18 protein-coding genes are annotated in these 20633 nt (G+C 72.7%); 3 read left to right on the forward strand and 15 right to left on the reverse strand.

All coding sequences use genetic code 11. The features are described 5' to 3' along the window. Positions 1-12 precede the first annotated feature (12 nt). From ABZ945_RS27085 to ABZ945_RS27095, 3 genes are all read right to left on the reverse strand, one after another. On the reverse strand, positions 13-351 hold the full coding sequence (locus ABZ945_RS27085; RefSeq protein ID WP_248632312.1) for a P-II family nitrogen regulator: 339 nt from the start codon (positions 349-351) through the stop codon (positions 13-15). Further along, positions 348-1724, reverse strand: coding sequence for an ammonium transporter (locus ABZ945_RS27090; RefSeq protein WP_361274544.1), 1377 nt, complete (start codon positions 1722-1724; stop codon positions 348-350). The genes ABZ945_RS27085 and ABZ945_RS27090 overlap by 4 nt, the downstream gene beginning before the upstream one ends. A gap of 459 nt (positions 1725-2183) precedes the next feature. Then, positions 2184-3653 (reverse strand): hypothetical protein, encoded by a 1470-nt coding sequence (locus ABZ945_RS27095; RefSeq protein ID WP_361274547.1) that lies wholly within the window; start codon positions 3651-3653, stop codon positions 2184-2186. A gap of 446 nt (positions 3654-4099) precedes the next feature. On the opposite strand from ABZ945_RS27095, the gene ABZ945_RS27100 reads away from it, so the two are divergent. Then, the gene (locus ABZ945_RS27100) at positions 4100-4762 is read left to right on the forward strand and encodes a bifunctional DNA primase/polymerase (RefSeq protein WP_361274549.1); all 663 of its coding nucleotides are present in this window, start codon (positions 4100-4102) and stop codon (positions 4760-4762) included. A gap of 99 nt (positions 4763-4861) precedes the next feature. Here the strand turns inward: ABZ945_RS27100 and ftsY are convergent, their stop codons facing one another. After that, the gene (gene ftsY / locus ABZ945_RS27105) at positions 4862-6091 is read right to left on the reverse strand and encodes a signal recognition particle-docking protein FtsY (protein ID WP_361274552.1); all 1230 of its coding nucleotides are present in this window, start codon (positions 6089-6091) and stop codon (positions 4862-4864) included. A gap of 177 nt (positions 6092-6268) precedes the next feature. On the opposite strand from ftsY, the gene ABZ945_RS27110 reads away from it, so the two are divergent. Next, positions 6269-7759 carry a cytosine permease gene (locus ABZ945_RS27110; RefSeq protein WP_361274555.1) on the forward strand — a complete coding sequence of 497 codons (1491 nt, stop codon included), beginning with the start codon at positions 6269-6271 and terminating at the stop codon, positions 7757-7759. Positions 7760-7852: 93 nt separating this feature from the next. On the opposite strand, the gene ABZ945_RS27115 is transcribed toward ABZ945_RS27110, so the two are convergent. The 4 genes from ABZ945_RS27115 to ABZ945_RS27130 form a co-directional block, all read right to left on the reverse strand. Then, positions 7853-9271, reverse strand: a complete 1419-nt coding sequence (locus ABZ945_RS27115) for a sugar porter family MFS transporter (protein ID WP_361274558.1) — start codon at positions 9269-9271, stop codon at positions 7853-7855. A gap of 206 nt (positions 9272-9477) precedes the next feature. Continuing rightward, the gene (smc, locus tag ABZ945_RS27120) at positions 9478-13041 is read right to left on the reverse strand and encodes a chromosome segregation protein SMC (RefSeq protein WP_361274561.1); all 3564 of its coding nucleotides are present in this window, start codon (positions 13039-13041) and stop codon (positions 9478-9480) included. Positions 13042-13290: 249 nt separating this feature from the next. Next, complete coding sequence (locus tag ABZ945_RS27125; protein WP_248632304.1) at positions 13291-13503, reverse strand: hypothetical protein; 213 nt, start codon at positions 13501-13503, stop codon at positions 13291-13293. Positions 13504-13901: 398 nt separating this feature from the next. Further along, positions 13902-14183: an acylphosphatase gene (locus ABZ945_RS27130; RefSeq protein ID WP_361274565.1), complete on the reverse strand. Its 282-nt coding sequence runs from the start codon at positions 14181-14183 to the stop codon at positions 13902-13904. 162 nt (positions 14184-14345) lie between these two features. Here ABZ945_RS27130 and ABZ945_RS27135 point away from each other — a divergent pair, with 162 nt between their 5' ends. Continuing rightward, positions 14346-15281, forward strand: a complete 936-nt coding sequence (locus ABZ945_RS27135) for a CAP domain-containing protein (protein WP_361274568.1) — start codon at positions 14346-14348, stop codon at positions 15279-15281. A 79-nt stretch (positions 15282-15360) separates the two neighbouring features. On the opposite strand, the gene mutM is transcribed toward ABZ945_RS27135, so the two are convergent. From mutM to rsmD, 7 genes are all read right to left on the reverse strand, one after another. After that, a complete protein-coding gene (mutM, locus tag ABZ945_RS27140) occupies positions 15361-16224 on the reverse strand; it encodes a bifunctional DNA-formamidopyrimidine glycosylase/DNA-(apurinic or apyrimidinic site) lyase (protein ID WP_361274570.1) in 864 nt (287 codons plus the stop codon). Positions 16225-16418: 194 nt separating this feature from the next. Continuing rightward, entirely contained in the window at positions 16419-17345 is a 927-nt protein-coding gene (gene rnc, locus ABZ945_RS27145) for a ribonuclease III (protein WP_361274572.1), read from the reverse strand. Positions 17346-17353: 8 nt separating this feature from the next. After that, entirely contained in the window at positions 17354-17527 is a 174-nt protein-coding gene (rpmF, locus tag ABZ945_RS27150; protein ID WP_015036448.1) for a 50S ribosomal protein L32, read from the reverse strand. A 2-nt stretch (positions 17528-17529) separates the two neighbouring features. Next, the gene (locus ABZ945_RS27155) at positions 17530-18132 is read right to left on the reverse strand and encodes a DUF177 domain-containing protein (protein WP_361274575.1); all 603 of its coding nucleotides are present in this window, start codon (positions 18130-18132) and stop codon (positions 17530-17532) included. 177 nt (positions 18133-18309) lie between these two features. Continuing rightward, the gene (locus ABZ945_RS27160) at positions 18310-19380 is read right to left on the reverse strand and encodes a cell division initiation protein (RefSeq protein WP_361274577.1); all 1071 of its coding nucleotides are present in this window, start codon (positions 19378-19380) and stop codon (positions 18310-18312) included. Positions 19381-19474: 94 nt separating this feature from the next. Further along, positions 19475-19963, reverse strand: coding sequence for a pantetheine-phosphate adenylyltransferase (gene coaD / locus ABZ945_RS27165; protein ID WP_361274650.1), 489 nt, complete (start codon positions 19961-19963; stop codon positions 19475-19477). Positions 19964-19989: 26 nt separating this feature from the next. Continuing rightward, the gene (gene rsmD / locus ABZ945_RS27170) at positions 19990-20604 is read right to left on the reverse strand and encodes a 16S rRNA (guanine(966)-N(2))-methyltransferase RsmD (protein WP_361274579.1); all 615 of its coding nucleotides are present in this window, start codon (positions 20602-20604) and stop codon (positions 19990-19992) included. Positions 20605-20633: the final 29 nt, after the last annotated feature.

Below are 20633 nucleotides of genomic sequence, written 5' to 3' on the forward strand. Positions count from 1 at the left end.
GTCGGCTGGTCTTTACAGGGCGTCGGGGCCGCGTTCGCCGGTGCGGACGCGCACGGCGGTGTCGACGGGGACGCTCCACACCTTGCCGTCTCCGATCTTGCCGGTGCGGGCGGCCTTGACGACGAGTTCGATGAGCTGTTCGGCGTCCTCGTCCTCGACCAGCACCTCGATGCGGATCTTGGGGACGAGGTCGACGGTGTACTCGGCGCCGCGGTAGACCTCGGTGTGGCCGCGCTGCCGTCCGTAGCCGCTGGCCTCGGTGACGGTCAGGCCCTGGACCCCGAAGGCCTGCAGGGCCTCCTTGATCTCGTCCAGGCGGTGCGGCTTGACGACCGCGGTGATGAGCTTCATGCGTCCACCTTCGTGTTCTTCGTCTCGGCCGCGGCGGGGCCGGCCGCGGTGTGGGCGGCCGCGGCGGCGGGCTGGGCCTTGCGGGAGCCGGTTCCGCCGCCGGCCCCGCTGAAGTCGTACGCGGTCTCGGCGTGCTCGACCTGGTCGATGCCGGAGACCTCGTCGTCCTCGGGGACCCGCATACCCATGGTCTTGTCGAGGGCGAAGGCGAGGACGGCGGAGACGATCAGCGAGTAGGCGAGGACGGCGAAGACGCCGGTGGCCTGCTTGCCGAGCTGGTCCAGGCCGCCGCCGTAGAAGAGGCCCTTGGCGTCGGACTGGACGCCGCCGGTGGCGAAGAAGCCGACGAGCAGGGAGCCGACGACGCCGCCGACCAGGTGGACGCCGACGACGTCGAGGGAGTCGTCGTAGCCGAACTTGTACTTCAGGCCGACGGCCAAGGCGCAGAGCAGTCCGGCGACGGCGCCGATGGCGATGGCGCCCAGCGGGGAGCAGGAGCCGCCGGCCGGGGTGATGGCGACGAGGCCGGCGACCGCGCCGGAGGCGGCGCCGAGGGTGGTGAAGGCGCCGTGGCGGATCTTCTCGTACGCGAGCCAGGCGACCATGGCGGCGGCGGTGGCGACCTGGGTGTTGAGGAACATCACCGCGCCGACGCCGTCGTCGTTGCCCAGCCAGGAGCCGGCGTTGAAGCCGAACCAGCCGAACCACAGCAGTCCGGCGCCGAGCATGACCAGCGGGAGGCTGTGCGGGCGCATCGGGTCCTTCTTGAAGCCGACGCGCTTGCCGATGACGAGGATCACGCCGAGCGCGGCGGCGCCCGCGTTGATGTGGACGGCGGTGCCGCCGGCGAAGTCGATGACGCCCATCTCGAACAGCCAGCCGCCGGCTCCCCACACCCAGTGGGCGACGGGGAAGTACACGATCGTCACCCACAGGGCGATGAACAGGGCCCAGGCGGTGAACTTGACGCGGTCGGCGAGGGCGCCGCTGATGAGCGCGGGGGTGAGGACGGCGAACATCAGCTGGAAGGCGGCGAAGACGTATACCGGGATGGTGTAGCCGTCCCAGAGTTCCGTGATGCCGATGCCGCTGAGGCCGACGTAGTCGCTCGACCATCCGATGACGCCGCCGCTGTCGGTGCCGAAGGCGATGCTGAAGCCGTAGAGCACCCAGAGGATCGTGACGATCCCGAGGCTGATGAAGCTCATCATCAGCATGTTGAGGGTGGACTTCACCCGGACCATGCCTCCGTAGAAGAAGGCGAGCGCCGGGGTCATCAGCATCACCAGGGCGGTGCAGATGAGCATGAACCCGGTGTTGGCGGCGGACAGCGTGGGCGTGTCCGCGGCAAGCGTCGTGATGCCTGGGGGCATCGGCGTCTCCTCGTCGTCGTGCGGCCGGTGCGGGGCGGGGCCGCGTTCCGGGCGGGGCCGGTCGGCGTACGGGGCCGGGCGGCGTTCCGGGGTGGCGCGGCCGGTGAGGGGTGGCCGGTTATGGGTCCCGAGATTGGCGCAGCGCGGTTTCGGTCGATGCCGCCGGGTGTTTCACGGCCGTGACAAGGGGGTCCGCCGTGTTACGCCGCCGTGAACCCCAGGGTCACGGGCAGGTAACGGAAGTATCCTCCGGTCGGCGTCACGGAGGGCGAGGACACGCGTACGGGAGAGAGCCGCGCACAGGGGGCTGCCCGCGCACGCGAACCGGCCGCGGCCGCTGCCCGGTGACCTGGCGGGGGAGCCGAGTCGGGCGGTAGGGGCGGCGGTCGCGGCCGGGGTCTGGGGGGTGTCGGGCCTCTCGCAGGCGGGGCGCCCTTCGCACGCGGGGCGGCACCGGTCTCAGACGGCTTCGGCGGTCTCCGGGAGCTGGGCGGTGAGCTTGTCGGTGAGGCGGACGACTTCGGGGACGTCGCCGAAGTCGCGGGCGGCGGTGTCCACGGTCTTGCGCAGCCGGTTGGTCACCCGCTCGGAGCGGACCCGGCGGGCGACGGTGAGCGCGGTCTCGGCGAGCGCGGTGGCCTGCTCGGGCTCGCGCTGGAGCAGGTGCACGGTGGCCATGCCGACCAGGTTGAGGGCGTAGGAGCGCTGGTGGTCGGCGTCCTGGGCGAACAGCTCCACGGCCTTGGCCATGACCGGTTCGGCGAGTGAGGCGTAGGTGGGGCTGCGGCCGGCCACATAGGCGAGGTCGCGGTAGGAGTGGGCGTTCTCGGCGTTGAGCTCGGCCTCGGAGAAGAAGCGGATCCAGTCGGGGTCCGGCTCGCCGTCGAGTCCGGCGTCGGAGTAGGTGTCCTCGGCCATCCGCACGGCCCGCTTGCACTTGCCGGGCTGGCCCATGTTGGCGTAGGCGCGGGCCTCCACCGCATACAGCATGGCCTGGGTGCGGGCGGTGGCGCTCTCCCGGCTGCCGTACTGGGCGAGGTGGATGAGCTCCAGGGCGTCCTCGGGGCGGCCGAGGTGGATCATCTGCCGGCTCATCGCGGACAGGATGTAGGAGCCGAGCGGCTTGTCCCCGGCTTCCTTGGCGGCGTGCAGGGCGAGCACGAAGTACTTCTGGGCGGTGGGCTGGAGGCCCACGTCGTAGCTCATCCAGCCGGCCAGCTGGGCCAGTTCGGCGGCGCAGGTGAACAGCCGCTTGGAGGTGGCGGCCGGGTGCGGCTCCTGGAGCAGGTCGGTGACCTCGTGCAGCTGGCCGACGACCGCCTTGCGGCGCAGTCCGCCGCCGCACTGGGCGTCCCACTGGCGGAACATCACGGTGGCCGACTCCAGCTGCTCCAGCTCAGGGTCGGAGAGCCGGGCGCGGCGCCGGGTGTCCGGTTCGGCGCGGGCCGGGTCGGCGGCGGGGGCGGGGACCAGCCACCGCTGCATGGGCTCGATCAGGGCGGGCCCGGCGGAGAGGGCGAGGGAGGTGCCGAGGAAGCCGCGGCGGGCGAGCATCAGGTCGCTGCGGGAGAACTCGCCGAGCAGGGCCACGGTCTGCGGCCCGGCCCAGGGCAGGTCGACCCCGGAGACGGACGGGGACTGGTGGGCGCTGCGCAGTCCCAGGTCCTCGATGGCGACGACGTTGCCGAAGCGCTCGGTGAACAGCTCGGAGAGGATCCGCGGGATGGGTTCGCGGGGCTGCTCCCCGTCGAGCCAGCGGCGCACCCGGGAGGTGTCGGTGCTGATGTGGTGGGCGCCGAGCTGGCGGGCCCGGCGGTTGACCTGCCGGGCGAGCTCGCCCTTGGACCAGCCGCTGCGTAGGAACCACGAGGTGAGGCGTTCGTTCGGCCGCTTCCCCGCGCCCGTGCCGTCCGCGCCGCTGCCGTCCACTCGGTAACGCCCCCATCCGCTGTGTCGCCGCCGCCCGCGTCCGTCGCGCGCGAACGTGTATCAGAATGCCGCCGCCGGGGGCCGCCTGTCCGGGAGTTGCACCCTTCGCACAGGAACCCGACGTGCCTCCGGCATACCCATGAGACCGGTCGTTACCCCGGGTTCGTACACCGAAAGTAATCCTACGATCACCCGTCCGGCGAGGGCCTTTCGGGAAACGCCACCATTCGCCACCCCTTCGAATGAACTCCCCCGCGCTCGGGCGCGATTCACTTGACACCTGGACGACCAGGCACAGGCGGCCGGTGGCGCGAGGGGGAGTGCGCCGCGGACCGCACCACCCCGGCCCTTCCCGGCGCCCCGCCGCGCCACCCCGGGCCGCGACGGAGCGTCACCGCACCGTTCCCGGTCGTAACCACCGGCGAGTTCCACCCGTTGGAGGGGGCATGGGCTTCACGATCGGCGCCACCCGCATCCTGTCCGGCTCACGGCGACGCACCGGCCGCACCACCGCCGAGTGCACCGCCGTCGCGGAGTACACCGGCCTGTGGGGCTGGGACGTCGTCCCCGGCGCCCGCGCCGCCGCCGGCCGCTGCTCCTGCGGCGACGGCTCCTGTACGGCGCCGGGCGCGCATCCGCTCTCCTTCGCGCCCGAGGTGCCGGCCGGGGCGACGCTGGACGACGCGGCCCGGGCCTGGGCCCGCTTTCCCGGGGCGTCGATGATGCTCCCGGTGGGGCGGGCCTTCGACGTGCTGGAGGTCGCCGAGGCGGCGGGCCGCCGGGCGCTGGTGCGGCTGGAGCGGATGGGCCTGCCGCTGGGCCCGGTCTGCGTCACGCCCACCGGCCGGGCCCGCTTCTTCGTCGCCCCCGGCGCCGCCGCGCAGCTCCCCCAGCTGCTGTACCGGATGGGCTGGGACGACGCCGACCTCGACCTGCTCTGCCTGGGCGCCGGTACGCACATCACGGCGCCGCCCTCGGACCTGGGCGGCCGCGGCCCGGTCCGCTGGCTGCGCGCCCCCGCCCCCGACACCTGCGCCCCGCCCCAGGCCCGCCTGCTGCTCGGCACCCTCGCCTACATCTGCCACCGCTCGGCCGCCCACGCCGCGTAGACCGGCGGGGGCGGCAGGAAACGAGGAGGGCGGCACCCGATCCCGGGTGCCGCCCTCATCACGTATCCGCGTACGTACCCCCGGTCCCCCGGGGTGGTCTCAGCCCTCGCCGATGAGCGCGTCCACGAACGCGCCCGGCTCGAAGGGGGCCAGGTCGTCGGGGCCCTCGCCGAGGCCGATGAGCTTGACCGGGACGCCCAGCTCGCGCTGGACGGCGACGACGATGCCGCCCTTGGCGGTGCCGTCCAGCTTGGTGAGGACGATGCCGGTGATGTTGACCACCTCGGCGAAGACCCGGGCCTGGATCAGCCCGTTCTGGCCGGTGGTGGCGTCCAGCACCAGCAGCACCTCGTCCAGCGGGCCGTGCTTCTCCACGACCCGCTTGACCTTGCCCAGCTCGTCCATCAGACCGGTCTTGGTGTGCAGCCGGCCGGCGGTGTCGATGAGGACGACGTCGGCGCCCTCGGCGATGCCCTCCTTGACCGCGTCGTACGCGATGGAGGCCGGGTCACCGCCCTCGGGGCCGCGCACGGTGCGGGCGCCGACCCGCTCGCCCCAGGTCTGGAGCTGGTCGGCGGCGGCGGCCCGGAAGGTGTCGGCGGCGCCCAGCACGACGGAGCGGCCGTCGGCGACCAGCACCCGGGCGAGCTTGCCGGTGGTGGTGGTCTTGCCGGTGCCGTTGACGCCCACCACCATCACCACGCCCGGGGTGTCGGTCCCGGACTCGGTGCGGACCTCGCGCGGGAGGTCGGGGCCGACCAGGGTGAGCAGCTCCTCGCGGAGCAGGGTGCGCAGCTCGGCGGGGGTGCGGGTGCCGAGCACCTTCACCCGCTCGCGCAGCCGCTCGACCAGTTCCTGGGTGGGGGCGACACCGACGTCCGCGGTGAGCAGGGTGTCCTCCACCTCCTCCCAGGTGTCCTCGTCGAGGTGCTCGCGGGAGAGCAGGGTGAGCAGCCCCTTGCCCAGGGTGTTCTGCGAGCGGGCGAGCCGGGCGCGCAGCCGTACCAGCCGGCCTGCGGTGGGCTCGGGGACCTCGATCTCGGGTGCGGGCGGCGCGGCGACGACCGGGTCCTCGACGGCCGGCGGGGCCTCGACGGCCTCCTCGGCCGTCGGCAGATCCACCTCCTCGATGGTCCGGCGCGGTTCCTCGCGCGGGGTCTCCGCCTCCTCGCCGACGCGGGGTTCGGTGGGCGGAGCGGTGATGGTCGGCGGTGCCGGCGGGGCCTCCGGCGGCGGCAGCCGCTTCTTGCGGCGGGTGCCGACGACGAGGCCGCTGATCGCGCCGATCGCGACCACGGCGATGACTACAGCAAGGATGAGGATTTCCATAACCCGTCCAGTATCGGCCACGGCGGCCGTGGCGGAAGGTCACCCGGCACCGGTGGCGGTGCGTTCCCGCGCGGCCGGACTCCGGTGCCCGGCAGAGGACCAAAGACCTGTTTGGGGCTCTATGCGAAAGAACGTACGATGCCGTGAATCCCCCGTTTCCCCGTTCGGAGCTGATCCATGCCCCACGCCTCCGAAGGCACCGCCGCGCCCTCCGCGCCCGCGGCCTCCGCCGCGACGAGCGCCGAGTCCGCGGTCGAGACCCGCGGTCTGGAACCCGTCCCCGACGCCGAGCGCACCGGCCGGGTACGTGAGCTGCTGCCCACCTGGGTGGCCGCCAACATCAGTGTGCTGCTGCTCACCATGGGCGCCGGCCTGGTGGTCTTCAACGGCCTGAACTTCTGGCAGGTCCTGGTGGTGGCGATCGCCGCACCGCTGCTCTCCTACGGGCTGGTCGGGCTGATCTCGATCGCCGGCAAGCGCGGCGGTTCGCCGGGCATGGCGCTGTCCCGGGCGGTGTTCGGGCAGCGCGGCAACCTCTTCCCCGGGACGCTGATCTGGGTGGCCCGCTGGGGCTGGGAGACCATCAACGCGGTGACCGGCGCGTACGCGGTGCTGACCGTGCTGGACCTGCTGTTCGGGGTGGAGTCGAGCACCGCCCTGATCGTGGTGGTGCTGCTGCTGTTCGTGGCGGCGACCTTCCTGGTCTCCGGCCTCGGGATCAACGCGCTACGGGTGTGCAGCACCTGGTCGACGTACCTCTTCGGGGCCTTCTCGGTGCTGGTGCTGGTCTATCTGGTGGCGAACACCGACTGGAGCGCGGTCTTCGCCAAGCCCGCCGGATCGACCGCGATGATGGTCGCCGGGATCGGCACCATCGCGGCCGGCGGCATCAGCTGGGTGCCCTCCGGCCCGGACTTCACCCGCTATCTGCCGCGTACCGCCTCGGGCCGCGCGGTGGTCGGGACGACGGTCGGCGGCGCGGGGATCGTGGTGCTGCCGATGGTGCTGATGGGCGCGGTGATGGCGGTCGGTACGCCGGACCTGGCGTCCGCGCAGGACCCGGTGTCGTTCATCGGGGCGCTGCTGCCGGCCTGGATCTCGGTGCCGTATCTGCTGATCGCGCTGATCGGCATGCTGCTGATCAACTCCATGTCGATGTACTCGGCCGGCTTCACCGCGCAGACCCTCGGCATCCGGGTCGGCCGGGCCTGGGCGGTCAGCGTCAACGCGGTGATCTCGCTGGTCTTCGGCTTCCTGCTGATGGTGGTGGCGACCAGCTTCATCGGCTCGTTCATCTCCTTCCTGACGCTGCTGGCGGTCGCCTTCTCGGCGTGGATCGGCGTCTTCGGCGTGGACATGCTCCGCCGGACCTCCTATGACGGGGCGGCGCTGATGGACACCGGGCGCACCAGCGCCTACTGGTACCGCGGCGGTTTCGCCTGGCCGGCGATGGCGGCCTGGGCGATCGCGCTGGTGGTGGGCCTGCTCTTCACCAAGGTGGACTGGTTCGCCGGGCCGCTCGCCGGTTCCTGGATCGGCGCCAACGGCCTGGGCTGGCTGGTGACGGCCGCGGTGGCCGCCGCGCTGTACGCGGTGCTGCCGGGCACCCGGCCCACCCCGGGCGCCCCGGTTCCGGCCGACGGCGAGCGGGAGCCCGAGCGCGTCTGAGCTTGAGAGGGACCACGCACGGCCGCCCCGGACCTCGTTCTGCCTGAGGTCCGGGGCGGCCGCCGTTTCGAGGAGTGGGCGCAGCGGGGTCGGTCAGCCCATCTCCTCCAACGCCTTGCCCTTGGTCTCCTTCACGAACTTGAGCACGAAGGGGATGGAGAGCACGGCGAAGACCGCGTAGATCACATAGGTACCGGAGAGGTTCCAGTCGGAGAGCGACGGGAAGCTCGCGGTGATGGCCCAGTTGGCGATCCACTGGGCGGAGGCGGCGACGCCGAGGGCGGCGGCGCGGATCTTGTTGGGGAACATCTCGCCGAGGAAGACCCAGACCACCACGCCCCAGGAGAGGGCGAAGAAGAGTACGAAGACATGGGCGGCGATCAGCGCGGTGACGCCCTGCGCCTGCGGCAGCTTGCCGTCGACCAGGTCGGCGGAGAAGGCCCAGGCCTCCAGGGCGAGGGCGAGCGCCATGCCGACGGAGCCGACGAGGGCGAGCGGCTTGCGGCCGACCCGGTCGACCAGGACCATCGCGATCACGGTGCCGATGATGTTGATGATCGACGTGGTGAACGAGTAGAAGAACGAGCCGGCCGGGTCGATGCCGACGGACTGCCACAGGGTCGCCGAGTAGTAGAAGGCGACGTTGATGCCGACCAGCTGCTGGAAGACGGAGAGGCCGATGCCGACCCAGACGATCGGCAGGAAGCCGAAGCGGCTGCCGAGCAGGTCCTTGAAGGAGGACTTGTGCTCGCGGTGCATCGCGGTCTCGATCTCGGCGACCCGGGCGTCCAGGTCGACGCCCTTGCTCTCGACCTCGGAGAGCACCTTGCGGGCCTTGTCCTTGCGGCCGACCGAGATGAGGAAGCGCGGGGACTCGGGGATGGCGAAGGACAGCAGTCCGTAGAGCAGGGCGGGGACGACCATCACGCCGAGCATCCACTGCCAGGCTTCCAGGCCGCCGATCTCGCCGCGCTGGTCGCCGCCGGCCATGTTGAGGATGGCCCAGTTGACCAGCTGGGAGACGGCGATGCCGATGACGATGGCGGCCTGCTGGAAGGAGCCGAGGCGGCCGCGGTAGGCGGCGGGCGCGACCTCGGCGATGTAGGCGGGGCCGATCACCGAGGCCATGCCGATGGCGAAGCCGCCGATGATCCGCCACATGGCCAGGTCCCACAGGGCGAACGGCAGGGCGGAGCCGACGGCGCTGATGGTGAACAGCACGGCGGCGATCCGCATACAGGCGATCCGGCCGATGCGGTCGGCGATGCGGCCCGCGGTGGCGGCACCGATGGCGCAGCCGATCAGGGCGATGGCGATGACCTGGGCGAGGGTGGCGGAGCCGATGTCGTACCGGTCGCGGATGGCCTCGACGGCGCCGTTGATGACGGAGCTGTCGTAGCCGAAGAGGAAGCCGCCCATCGCGGCCGAGGCCGTGATGAAGATGACGTGCCCGAGGTGGTCGGGGTGGGCCGTCCTGGCCCCCGACGACGGTGGCTGCGCGGTGCTGGTCACGTGAACTCCTGGAGCCCGGCGCCGTCGCCGGGCATGGGGGGCGAGCCCTTCCAGTGGGGCACAACATGCCGCTGCCCACCACTTGAAGGTAAACACAACGTTGCCGACCTTATGCCTTCAAGTTTCGAAGTCAATAGTCGGAAAGTCCCAAGAACGAGGGATACCGATCACGAGTCAACTTCAGAATGTGAAGGGATGGCGCATGCTCAGCGCAGGCGCTGGCTGATCACCTTGGAGACCCCGTCGCCCTGCATGGACACCCCGTACAGGGCGTCCGCGACCTCCATGGTCCGCTTCTGGTGGGTGATCACGATCAGCTGGGAGCTCTCCTGGAGTTCCCGCATGATCCGGATCAGCCGCTGGAGGTTGGTGTCGTCCAGCGCCGCCTCGACCTCGTCCATCACATAGAACGGACTGGGCCGGGCCTTGAAGATCGACACCAGCAGGGCGACCGCCGTCAGCGAGCGCTCCCCGCCGGACAGCAGCGACAGCCGCTTGACCTTCTTGCCCGGCGGGCGGGCCTCGACGTCCACGCCCGTGGCGAGCATGTCGTCGGGGTCGGTGAGCACCAGCCGCCCCTCGCCGCCCGGGAAGAGCCGCGAGAAGACGCCCTCGAACTCCCGGGCCGTGTCCCGGTACGCCTCCGTGAAGACCTGCTCGACCCGTTCGTCCACCTCCTTCACCACCTGAAGGAGATCGGCCCGCGTCTTCTTCAGGTCGGCGAGCTGCTCCGACAGGAACTGATGGCGCTCCTCCAGCGCGGCGAACTCCTCCAGCGCCAGCGGATTCACCTTCCCGAGCTGCTGGTACGCCCGTTCGGCCGACTTCAGCCGTTTCTCCTGTTCCGCCCGGTCGAAACGCCTGGGCTGGTTGCGCGGGTGCTCCGGGTCCTCCGGCAGCTCCTCGCCCTCGGCCGGCGGGGACGGCGGTACGGGCTGGTCGGGGCCGTACTCGGCGACCAGCACCGCCGGCTCCACGCCCAGCTCCTCCAGCGCCCGGCCCTCCAGCTGCTCGATCCGCAGCCGCTTCTCGGCGCCCAGCACCTCGCCGCGGTGCACCGAGTCGGTCAGCTTGTCCAGCTCGGCCTTGAGGTCCCGGCCGCGGGCCCGGGCGGCGGTCAGATCGGTCTCCCGGGCCGCCTTCGCCGCCTCGGCGGCCGTACGCTCCCGCTCGGCGCGGTCCACCGAGACCCGCACATGGTCCAGCAGCTGCCGGGCGCCGGCCGCCACCGCGGCGGCCACCTCGGCCTCGTGGCGCAGCCGGGCGCGGCGCCGCTCGGCCCGGGCGCGGGCCTCCCGTTCGGCCCTGGCGCCCCGGTCCAGCGCGTCGGCCCGTCCGGCCAGACCCTTGACCCGCTCCTCATGGGTACGGGTCTGGAGCCGGGCCTCCATCTCGGTCTGCCGGGCGTTGGCCCCGTCGGCGGCCAGCCGGTCGCGTACCGAGGTGTCGGGGTCGTCCTCGATGGGCGCCTCCTCGGCGACGAGCAGCCGTTCGGCCAGCTCCTCGGCCTCGGCGGTGGCCTGCTCCAGGGCGTCCTGGGCGCGGGCGGCGGCGGCTTCGCTCCGTTCGGCCTCCCCGGCGGCGCCGCGGGCCTGCCCGGCGAGCCGGCCGAGCGCGGCGGCGGTGCCGGAGCGCTCCCGGTCGGCGGCCCGGCGCCGCTCGCCCACCTCCTCGACCAGCGCGGCCGCCTGGGCCCGCCGCTCGGTGGCGGACCGCTGGGCGGCGGCCAGTTCTCCGCACCGTACGGCGAGGGTGTCGGCCTCGGCGGCGGCCTCGTCCACCGAGGCCTGGACCTCCAGCAGGCTGGGGGCGCCGGCCGAACCGCCGTGCGCGTGCCCGGCGGAGAGCAGGTCGCCGTCGGCGGTCACCGCGGTCAGCGCGGGCCGGGTGCGTACGAGTTCCTCGGCGCGCTCCAGGGTGGCGGCCACCACCACCCCGTCGAGCAGCCGGCGGACCGCGGGCAGCAGGGCCTCGGGGCCGGAGACCAGGTCGGCGGCGTAGGTCAGTCCGGGCTCGCGCCCACCGGCGCCGGCCGGGCCGGGGGCGCCGCCCAGCAGCAGGGCGGCCCGGCCGGCGTCCTGCTCGCGCAGCATCCGCAGGGCCTCCACGGCGGCGGAGGGCCCGTCGACGGCGACCGCGTCGGCGACCGCGCCCAGGGCGGCGGCCACCGGCACCTCGTACCCCGGTTCGACGCTCAGCAGCTCGGCGGCGGGCCCGAGCAGTCCGGGCAGCCGGTCGGCCGCGCCGAGCAGGGCGCCGGTGCCGTCCTTGCGGCGCAGCCCGAGGGCGAGCGCGTCCCGGCGGGCCAGGGCGGCGGCCCGGGAGCGTTCGGCTCCGGCCGCCTCCTCGCGGGCGGTACCGAGCGCGGTCTCGGCGGCGTCGAGGGCGGCCCGGGCCCGCTGGTACTCCTCGCCGAGCGCGTTCTCCCCGGCGTCCAGCCCGTCGACCTCGGCCTTCAGCTCCTCGTACTCCTCCTGGGCGGCGACCGCCCGCTCCCGCGCCTCGTCGCGGGCGGCGGCCAACCGGTCGATCTCGGACTGGGCCGCGGCGGCCCGCGAACGGGCGGCGCCCACCTGCCCGTTCAGCCGGGCCAGGCCTTCGCGGCGGTCGGCGATGGCGCGGGCGGCGTCCTTGAGGCGGCGCTCCTCGGCGGCGAGTTCGCGTTCCAGTTCGTGCCGGTGGGCGACGGTGTCCTCCAGCGCCGACCGGGCCGCCTCCAGGGCGGCCTCCAGCTCGGCCTCCTGCTCCCGGATCCGGGCCGCCTCCCGCTCCATGCTTTCAGGGTCCCTGAATCCCGGGCCTCGCCGCTCCTCGGGCGGCTGGTTGCGGGCGGCGCGCTCGCGGGCCTCGGCGAGCGAGACGGTGCCGCCGACCCGCTCGGCGAACCGGGACAGCTCGTGGAAGGTGGACTGGGCCCGGCCCAGCCTCGGCGCCAGCCGCCGTACCTCCTCCTCCAGCTCCGCCTCCCGGGCGAGGGCCGCGGTCAGCTCGGCCTCGGCCCTCTCCCGGCGCTCCTTCAGCGCGGCCTCGTCGGCCAGTTCCGCCGCCAGCGCCTCGGTGAGCCGGACCAGGTCGTGGGCGAGCAGCCGAAGCCGGGCGTCCCGCAGATCGGCCTGGATGACGGCGGCCCGGCGGGCGACGGCGGCCTGCCGGCCGAGCGGCTTGAGCTGGCGGCGCAGCTCCTCGGTGAGGTCCTGGACACGGGCCAGATTGGCCTGCATGGCGTCCAGTTTCCGCAGCGCCTTCTCCTTGCGCTTGCGGTGCTTGAGGACCCCGGCCGCCTCCTCGATGAAGGCCCGGCGGCCGGTGGGGTCGGCGTGCAGGACGGAGTCGAGCTGCCCCTGTCCGACGATGACGTGCATCTCGCGGCCGATACCGGAGTCGGAGAGCAGTTCCTGGATGTCCAGCAGCCGGCAGGTGTCGCCGTTGATCTGGTACTCGCTGCTGCCTCCGCGGAACATGATCCGGGTGATGGTCACCTCGGCGTAGTCGATGGGCAGCGCGCCGTCGGAGTTGTCGATGGTGAGGGCGACCTCGGCCCGGCCGAGCGGCGGGCGGCCGGTGGTGCCGGCGAAGATGACGTCTTCCATCTTGCCGCCGCGCAGCGACTTGGCGCCCTGCTCCCCCATCACCCAGGACAGCGCGTCCACCACATTGGACTTGCCCGAGCCGTTCGGCCCCACGACGCAGGTGATGCCCGGTTCGAACCGCAGGGTGGTGGCGGAGGCGAACGACTTGAAGCCGCGCAGGGTCAGGGCCTTGAGGTGCACGCCCCCGGACTCTACCCGCCGGTGTCCGTTTGACCGGTGAGGGCGCTGGGCAGATCAGTCCGTACAACGCGGGGTACGGAGGGTGAACGGGGGCGCAGAGCATCGGACGGCGGCCGAGAGGCCCCGTGCAGCAGCTGGAGGCGGGGGAAAGACAGAAGGGACGCCGAAGCGTCCCTTGCATATCTCGCGAGAGTGTTTCTCACCCTGCCCGCGGCCTGGGGGCCGGTGGGCCGAAGCCGTCGAGCGGGATCAGGTGAGCGCAGGCTCCGCTGTGGGTACGTCGATGTCCAGCCCGTCGAAGGGGGACTCGCTGTGAGCGGCGGCAGCGTTCAGCGCGTCGTTCTCGGACTGGATGCGGACGAGTTCCGATTCCAGGTCCTGGACGCGCTGCTGGAGCCGTCGCATCTCGGCGAGGAGTCGCGGGTCGGTGCCGCCGACGTAACCGAGAAGCGCCTTTGCCATGACTTTTGGTCCTCCACAATGAGTGACCGACCGTAACGGTGTGGGTCGTGGGTTCGTGTGGGAAACCCGCACCGGCGGTGCTCGCAGGTCCGTACATACCGTCGTGCTCTGCCTGCCGAACAGCCAAGGTGCGCGGGGCTTTCAGCGTCTCACCAAAAAGTTTGACGGTCAACACGATCACACCCCGCAACGGCGGGCGACCGGGGGGCTGCGGCCGCTTCAGTGGCGGCGGCGCCTCGCGCGCGGTGCCCGGGGGCGTCGGACGGTGCTTCGCCCATCCTTGACCGCGCAGCCTGCCATGACAAGCCGTGATCTGGCAACCAGCAGGTCACGGCGGCCCCCGGCATATGCCAGGCGCCCCCGGCGCACGCCCCTGCTCCCCCGCGCGGCCCCGGCCCTCAGCGGATGTCGAAGCCCTGATAGCCGCCACGGGGTGTGTCCCAGATCTCGGTGACGCCGTCGACCCGACCGGGCGTGTCGGTCGAGTTCAGCCAGGCCAGCAGACGGTGGCAATTCTCACGCGGGCCCTCGGCCACCACCTGCACCCGGCCGTCGTCGGTGTTCCGGGCGAAGCCGCTGAGGCCTCCGATCTCCAGCGCGTTCGCCCTGGTGAACCAGCGGAATCCCACTCCCTGTACCCGTCCGCGTACCCAGGCCGTCAACCGCGCTTCCTCGTTCATGGCAGCACGCTAACCGGTCCTCGCATGGCCCCGCCGCCCGCCGAATCCGTCACGATCCCCGTCCGCCCCACCGGTCATGGCGTACAGTCCCGACGCAATGGCCTCACCCGTTCGGGGGAGCGAGGAGCGGCCAGCCTGACGTCGACCAGGAGGGCTCAGCAGATGGGACGCCACCGCAAGAAGCGCGCCGTGGTGCCGGTGCGCACCGGACTCCTCGGTGCCTCCGCCGCGATGGCGGTCGGCGCGGTCGCCGTCGCCTCGGGCCTGCTGCCCGGCGGGGACATCGTCACCGTCGGCGGCCCCTCCGGGGACAGCGTCCAGGTGGAGGGCTCCTCCAGTCTCGACCCGCAGGGCGGCACGAGCGCCCGCGCCGAGGACCGCTCACAGCAGACCCCGGCCAGCCGCGGCGCCGACCGCTCGGCGCCTCCCACCCCCTCGGCCAAGGCCGCCTCCGCCACTCCGTCGAAGACTCCGTCGGCCTCCCCGTCCAAGACCCCCGCCAAGGCGGCCCCCTCCTCCAAGGCCCCCCAGCACGCGAAGCCCTCCGCGCCCGCCGCGAAGAAGGCCGCGGCGAAGAAGGCCCCCGAGAAGAAGGCCGCCCCGGAGCGGACCGCCACCCCCTCCCGCAGCCAGGCCCCGGCGCCGGAGAAGACCCGGGAGCGGGCCCCCGCGCGCCCGACCCAGGCAGCGCCGAGCACCTCCGACCCGGCGGGCGGCCGTGAGCAGGCCGCCGCGGCCGCCGTGCTGAAGCTGGTCAACGCCGAGCGCGCCAAGGCGGGCCTCAACCCGCTGACCGCCTCCGCCAAGCTGGACTCGCTGGCCGGGGCGCACAGCCGGGACATGGCCGCCCGCGGCTACTTCTCGCACACCGACCCCGACGGCCGCACCCCTTGGGACCGGGCCGCCGCGGCCGGTGTCTCCGGGCTGTCCGCCGAGAACATAGCCCGCGGCCAGGCGGACGCCGAGGCGGTCATGGCCTCCTGGATGACCAGCGAGGGCCACCGCGCCAACATCCTCAACCCCGACTACACGACCCTGGGCGTCGGAGTGCACTTCGGCTCCGGCGGCCCCTGGTGGACGCAGAACTTCGGCTTCTAGCCGCGGTACGCGACAGGGCGGCCCCGACCGGAACGTTCCGGTCGGGGCCGCCTTGTCTTCCGCGTCTTCCGTGGGGGCCTCAGACCACCGGCGGCCGGGGCGGGCGCTGGCAGCGGGGGCAGTAGTAGCTGGAGCGGTTCATCCAGGGGCGGCGGCGGATCGGGGTGGCGCAGCGGGCGCAGGGCAGGCCCTCGCGGCCGTAGGCGTCCAGCGACCGGTCGAAGTAGCCGGACTGGCCGTTGACGTTGACGTACAGGCTGTCGAAGCTGGTGCCGCCGACGTCCAGGGCGGCGGTCATCACCTCGCGGATGTGGCCGAGGAGCTCGGCGGAGCGCGGCCGGGTGAGGGTGGCGGTGGGGCGGTCGTAGTGCAGCCGGGAGCGCCAGAGCGCCTCGTCGGCGTAGATGTTGCCGACGCCGCTGATCAGGGTCTGGTCGAGCAGGGCGCGCTTGAGGGTGGTGCGGCGCAGCCGGAGCGCCCGGTGGTAGGCGTCGTCGTCGAAGGCGGGGTCGAGCGGGTCGCGGGCGATGTGCGCGATGGGTATCGGCAGCCCGTCGGGGGTGTTGTCGTGCAGCGACAGCCCGCCGAAGGTGCGCTGGTCGACGAAGCGCAGTTCGGTGCCGAGCGAGTCGGCGAAGCGGACCCGGACCCGCAGGTGCTTCTCGTCGGCGGCGGTGTCCGGCTGGACGAGGAGCTGGCCGCTCATCCCGAGGTGGCCGAGGACCGAGGCGTCGGTGTCGGCGAGTGGCAGCCAGAGGTACTTGCCCCGCCGCCTGGGCACCCCGAGGCGGTGGCCGGTGAGCCGGGCGGCGAAGTCGTCGCCGCCGGCCAGATGGCGGCGGACCGCGCGCGGGTGCAGCACCTCGACGGCGGCGACCACCCGGCCGCTGACCCAGCGTTCCAGTCCGCGCCGGACGACTTCGACCTCGGGCAGCTCGGGCAACGCGACTCCTCGGGCGGGAAACGAACGGGAAACCGGCGGAAACCGACGGGAACGGGCGGGAAACCCCGGGGCCACCTGGGAAACCCCCGGGGCCACCTGGGCAACCGCCCGGACCACCGGGGAAACACCCCGTGACGCATGGGAAACCCCGCCGCCCCGGAATGATTCCCGGTGCGGCGGGGTGGTGGCGGTGCTCAGCGGGTGGCCGAGTCCGCCGGGGTCGGGGAGCCCGGTGCCACGGAAGAGGTGTCGGCGGCCTCTTCCCGGGCAGTGGGCGCCTCGGCGGAAGCGGGAGCACCGTTCGCGGCGGGCGATTCCGGTGCCGGGGTGGCGCCGGTGCCGTCGGCCGCGGCCTTGGCCGCTGCCTCCCGCTCGTCCGCGGCGGCCTTGATGGACCGCCAGGCGGACTCCGCCGCCTGCTGCTCCGCTTCCTTCTTGCTGCGGCCGGTGCCGGTGCCGTACGAGACACCACCGACGCGGGCGGCAGCAGTGAAGGTCTTCTCGTGGTCCGGTCCGGTCTCGCTGACCAGGTACTCCGGAACCCCGAGGCCCTCGGCCGCGGTGAGTTCCTGAAGGCTGGTCTTCCAGTCCAGGCCGGCGCCGAGGTTGGAGGACTTCTCGATCAGCGGGTCGAAGAGCCGGTGCACCAGCTCGGACGCCGCGTCGAGGCCCTGGTCGAGGTAGACCGCGCCGATCACCGCTTCAAGGGTGTCGGCGAGGATGGACGCCTTGTCCCGGCCGCCGGTGCCTTCCTCGCCCCGGCCGAGCCGGATGAAGGCTCCCAGGTCGAGGCCGCGACCGACCTCCGCCAACGCACGGGAGTTGACCACCGCGGCCCGCAACTTGGCCAGCTGGCCTTCGGGCAGGTCGGGGTGGGTGTTGTACAGCGTGTCCGTGACCACCAGGCCGAGCACGGAGTCCCCGAGGAACTCCAGCCGCTCGTTGGTGGGCAGACCGCCGTTCTCGTACGCGTAGGAACGGTGGGTCAGCGCACGCACCAGAAGGGCGGACTCAAGGGTGTACCCGAGCCGCCCTTCCAGAAGCGTGTGGGACGAGGCCGTGTTCTCCGCCTGCTTCTTGGCGTCTTCCGCCGTCTTCTGGCCAGACACGGTGCCTCTCACCAGCCCGCTCAGACCGAGAGGACCTGGCGCTTGTTGTACGTGCCGCAGCTGGGGCACGCGATGTGCTGCAGCTTCGGCTCCTGGCAGCGCTCGCACGACACCAGGGTGGGGACCGCAGCCTTCCACTGCGACCGGCGGTGGCGCGTGTTGCTGCGCGACATCTTCCGCTTCGGAACAGCCACGGCTACTTCTCCTGCTTCTCGTCGACGCCAGGTTCGGCGCCGCTCATGTTGTCCTTCTCATCGGTTCCGAGTGAACCGGCGAGTCCCTGCAGTGCCGCCCAACGGATGTCGACGGCGTCATGGTGGTGGTCGGGGTCCTGGTTCAGGTCGAGCCCGCAGTCGGGGCACAACCCGGCGCAGTCCTCCCGGCACACCGGCTGCATGGGCAGTGCGAGCACCACCGCATCGCGCAGCACGGGTTCGAGGTCGAACATGCCGTCCTCAAGGGGGACGATGTCCTCGCCTTCCCCGTCCTCGTCGTCCGCGGGCTTGTGCCGTCCGCGGTCGTCGGTGTCGGGGTACGAGTACATCTCCTGGAAGTCCGCGGCGACCTCGCGGTGCAGCGGCTCCAGACACCTTACGCACTCGCCTGCGGCCGACGCACGGGCGGTGCCTGTGACAAGCACACCTTCCATGACCGACTCCAGGCGCAGCTCCAGCTCCACGGGCGATCCCTCGGGAACGGCGATGACGCCGTCCAGGCCGAGGTCGACCGGTGCCGGTACCGAGCGGTCGAGACGCTGCAGGGCACCGGGACGCCGGCCCAGCTCGTGTGTGTCGAACACGAGGGGGTTGCGGTGGTCGAGGCGCGTACTCAGGGCTCTTCCTGCTTTCGGTTTCGTCTGGGGGCCGCCCGCGGTCGCGCAGAGCGCCGACGCGGGCAGGCTGGATCGCGGACGTACTCGCGACCGAAGAGCCAGGATACCTCCCCGGCTCGCTCCGTCCCAATCGGGGCCGGAGGCTCAGCGCCCCTGCTCGTAGCGGCGCAGCTGCTCCAGGTCGATCATGCCGGTGTCAAAGAAGCTGGTCTCGTCCAGCGCGGCCGGCTGCGCCTGCTGCGGGTGCCCTTGCTGGGGGTGCCCCTGCTGCGGGACCGGCTGCTGCTGCTCGTAGCCGTAGGACTGCTGCTGCCCGTACGCCTGCTGCTGGTCGTAGCCCTGGTACGCGTAGGGGTCCTGCGGATAGCCGTAGGCGTCGGTGGCCTGGGGGTACGCGTAGGGGTCGGCCTGCGCGGGCACGGCGGGCGCCGCCGGCTGCGGGGGTACGGCGGGGGCGGGCGGGGCCTGCGCGGCGGCGGGGGCGGGGTCGGCGAGGGCGGCCAGCCCGGCCAGGTAGTCGGCGTCGCTGGTGTGCAGCGGGTTCCCGGCGGCGTCCTGGGCGGCCATATGCGCCCCCAGCTCGTCGCTGGCGATCCGCCCGTGCAGCTTCTGCCGTCCTCGGCCGACGGCCTCCAGGGTCTTGCTGAGCACCGCCTCGAAGGCGCCGAGCTTGGTGTCCACATAGGCGTCGGCGCGGCCGATCAGGGTGGCCGGGTCGGCGCTGTACTCGGGGGCGTCCGCGTCGCCGTAGCCCTGCTCGTCAAGGCCGGGGCCGCGGCCGAGCAGCTTCTCCCGGCCCCGGTCGACGGAGCCGATGGTCTTGGTGAGGACCACCTCGAAGTTGGCCAGCTTGGAGTCCACGTACTCGTCGGCCTCGGCGCGGATCTCCTCGGCCTCCTGGCGGGCCTCGGCGAGGATGCGGTCGGCCTCGGCCTGGGAGCTCTGGGCGACCTGGGTGCCGGAGATCAGCGAGCCGCGTTCGGCGTGCGCCTGCTCGATGATCCGCCCGGCCTCGGCGCGGGCCTGCTCGACCAGCTGGTCCCGGCCGCCGATCAGCTCCTGGGCCTGCGCCAGCGAGCCGGGCAGGGCGTCCCGCACTTCGTTGAGCAGGGCGAGCAGCTCGGCGCGGTTGACCACGCAGGAGGCCGACATGGGCATGGACCGGGCGCCCTGGACCGTCTCGACGATCTCGTCGAGCTTCTTGTGCACGTCCACCGTGTGCTCTTCCACTTCGTGCGGCCGGGATGGAGAGGTTCGAAGGACGACTGTACGGCCCGCCGGGCGGCCCCGGACAGCGGATGACGGGCCGTCAGGCCTTCCTGCGCTCCGCCAGCCGCTCGACCAGCGCCTCGTGCACGGCGGCCGGCAGCAGATGGGAGACGTCCCCGCCCCAGGCGGCGACCTCCTTGACGAGCGAGGAGGACAGGAAGCTGTAGGTGGGGTTGGTCGGCACGAACAGCGTCTCGACCCCGGACAGCCCGTTGTTCATCTGGGCCATCTGCAGCTCGTAGTCGAAGTCGCTGACCGCGCGCAGCCCCTTGACGATGGCCGGGATCTCCCGCTCCTTGCAGAAGTCGACCAGCAGCCCGTGGTGGGACTCCACCACCACGTTGCCGTACTCGCCGGTGACCCGGCGGATCAGCTCCATCCGCTCCTCGACGGTGAACAGGCCCTGCTTGGAAGCGTTGATCATCACCGCGACGTGCACCACGTCGTAGAGCCGGGCGGCCCGGGCGATGATGTCGAGGTGGCCGTTGGTGATGGGGTCGAACGACCCCGGGCAGACTGCGCGGCGCAACTGAAGTCCCTCGCTCTCGGATCCGGTCATCCTGCGCCCTCCTCGGGAAGGGATGCCTCGGACAAGGCAGCCTCGGGGAAGGCGGCGCGACCGTACCAGAGCGTGCCCTCGCCGTAACGCCGTGAGCGCAGCGGTACGAACCCCTCCGGCCAGCCGAACTCGCCGCCCCTGGTGCCGCGCTCCACGGTGACCAGCGCGTCCTCGGCCAGCCAGCCGCCTGCGGCCAGTGTGAGCAGGATCTCGCCGAGTTCGGCGTCCGGGACCGCGTACGGAGGGTCGAGGAAGACCACGTCATACGGCTCGGCCGGGGCCGCGCCGGCCACCACCTGCTCGGCCTTGCCGGTACGCACCTCGGCGCCGGGCAGCCCCAGCGTGCGGACGTTCTCCCTGAGCGTGCGGGCGGCCCGCTGGTCGGCCTCCACCAGCAGCGCGTGGGCGGCGCCCCGGGACAGCGCCTCCAGCCCGACCGCCCCCGACCCGGCGTACAGATCGGCGACCCGCGCCCCGTCCAGGGTGCCGAGGAACGCCACCCAGCTGGAGAACAGCCCCTCGCGGGCCCGGTCGGAGGTGGGGCGGGTGCCGTTGCCGGGCGGTACGGCGAGGCGGCGTCCGCCGGCCGTCCCGGCGATCACGCGGGTCATCTGCTGTTCTTCCGTCCACGTCGTTCGGC

It is taken from the genome of Streptomyces sp. NPDC046887, from assembly GCF_040644755.1.
Lineage (GTDB): Bacteria > Actinomycetota > Actinomycetes > Streptomycetales > Streptomycetaceae > Streptomyces > Streptomyces lichenis.

Bases quoted from the DNA above. Each gene is read 5' to 3' on its own strand.
- ABZ945_RS27125 (WP_248632304.1), bottom strand. From the start codon at position 13,503: ATGGCAAAGGCGCTTCTCGGTTACGTCGGCGGCACCGACCCGCGACTC.
- ftsY (WP_361274552.1), bottom strand. From the start codon at position 6,091: ATGGAAATCCTCATCCTTGCTGTAGTCATCGCCGTGGTCGCGATCGGC.
- ABZ945_RS27135 (WP_361274568.1), top strand. From the start codon at position 14,346: ATGGGACGCCACCGCAAGAAGCGCGCCGTGGTGCCGGTGCGCACCGGA.
- ABZ945_RS27130 (WP_361274565.1), bottom strand. From the start codon at position 14,183: ATGAACGAGGAAGCGCGGTTGACGGCCTGGGTACGCGGACGGGTACAG.
- rsmD (WP_361274579.1), bottom strand. From the start codon at position 20,604: ATGACCCGCGTGATCGCCGGGACGGCCGGCGGACGCCGCCTCGCCGTA.
- ABZ945_RS27085 (WP_248632312.1), bottom strand. From the start codon at position 351: ATGAAGCTCATCACCGCGGTCGTCAAGCCGCACCGCCTGGACGAGATC.
- ABZ945_RS27100 (WP_361274549.1), top strand. From the start codon at position 4,100: ATGGGCTTCACGATCGGCGCCACCCGCATCCTGTCCGGCTCACGGCGA.
- ABZ945_RS27110 (WP_361274555.1), top strand. From the start codon at position 6,269: ATGCCCCACGCCTCCGAAGGCACCGCCGCGCCCTCCGCGCCCGCGGCC.
- ABZ945_RS27090 (WP_361274544.1), bottom strand. From the start codon at position 1,724: ATGCCCCCAGGCATCACGACGCTTGCCGCGGACACGCCCACGCTGTCC.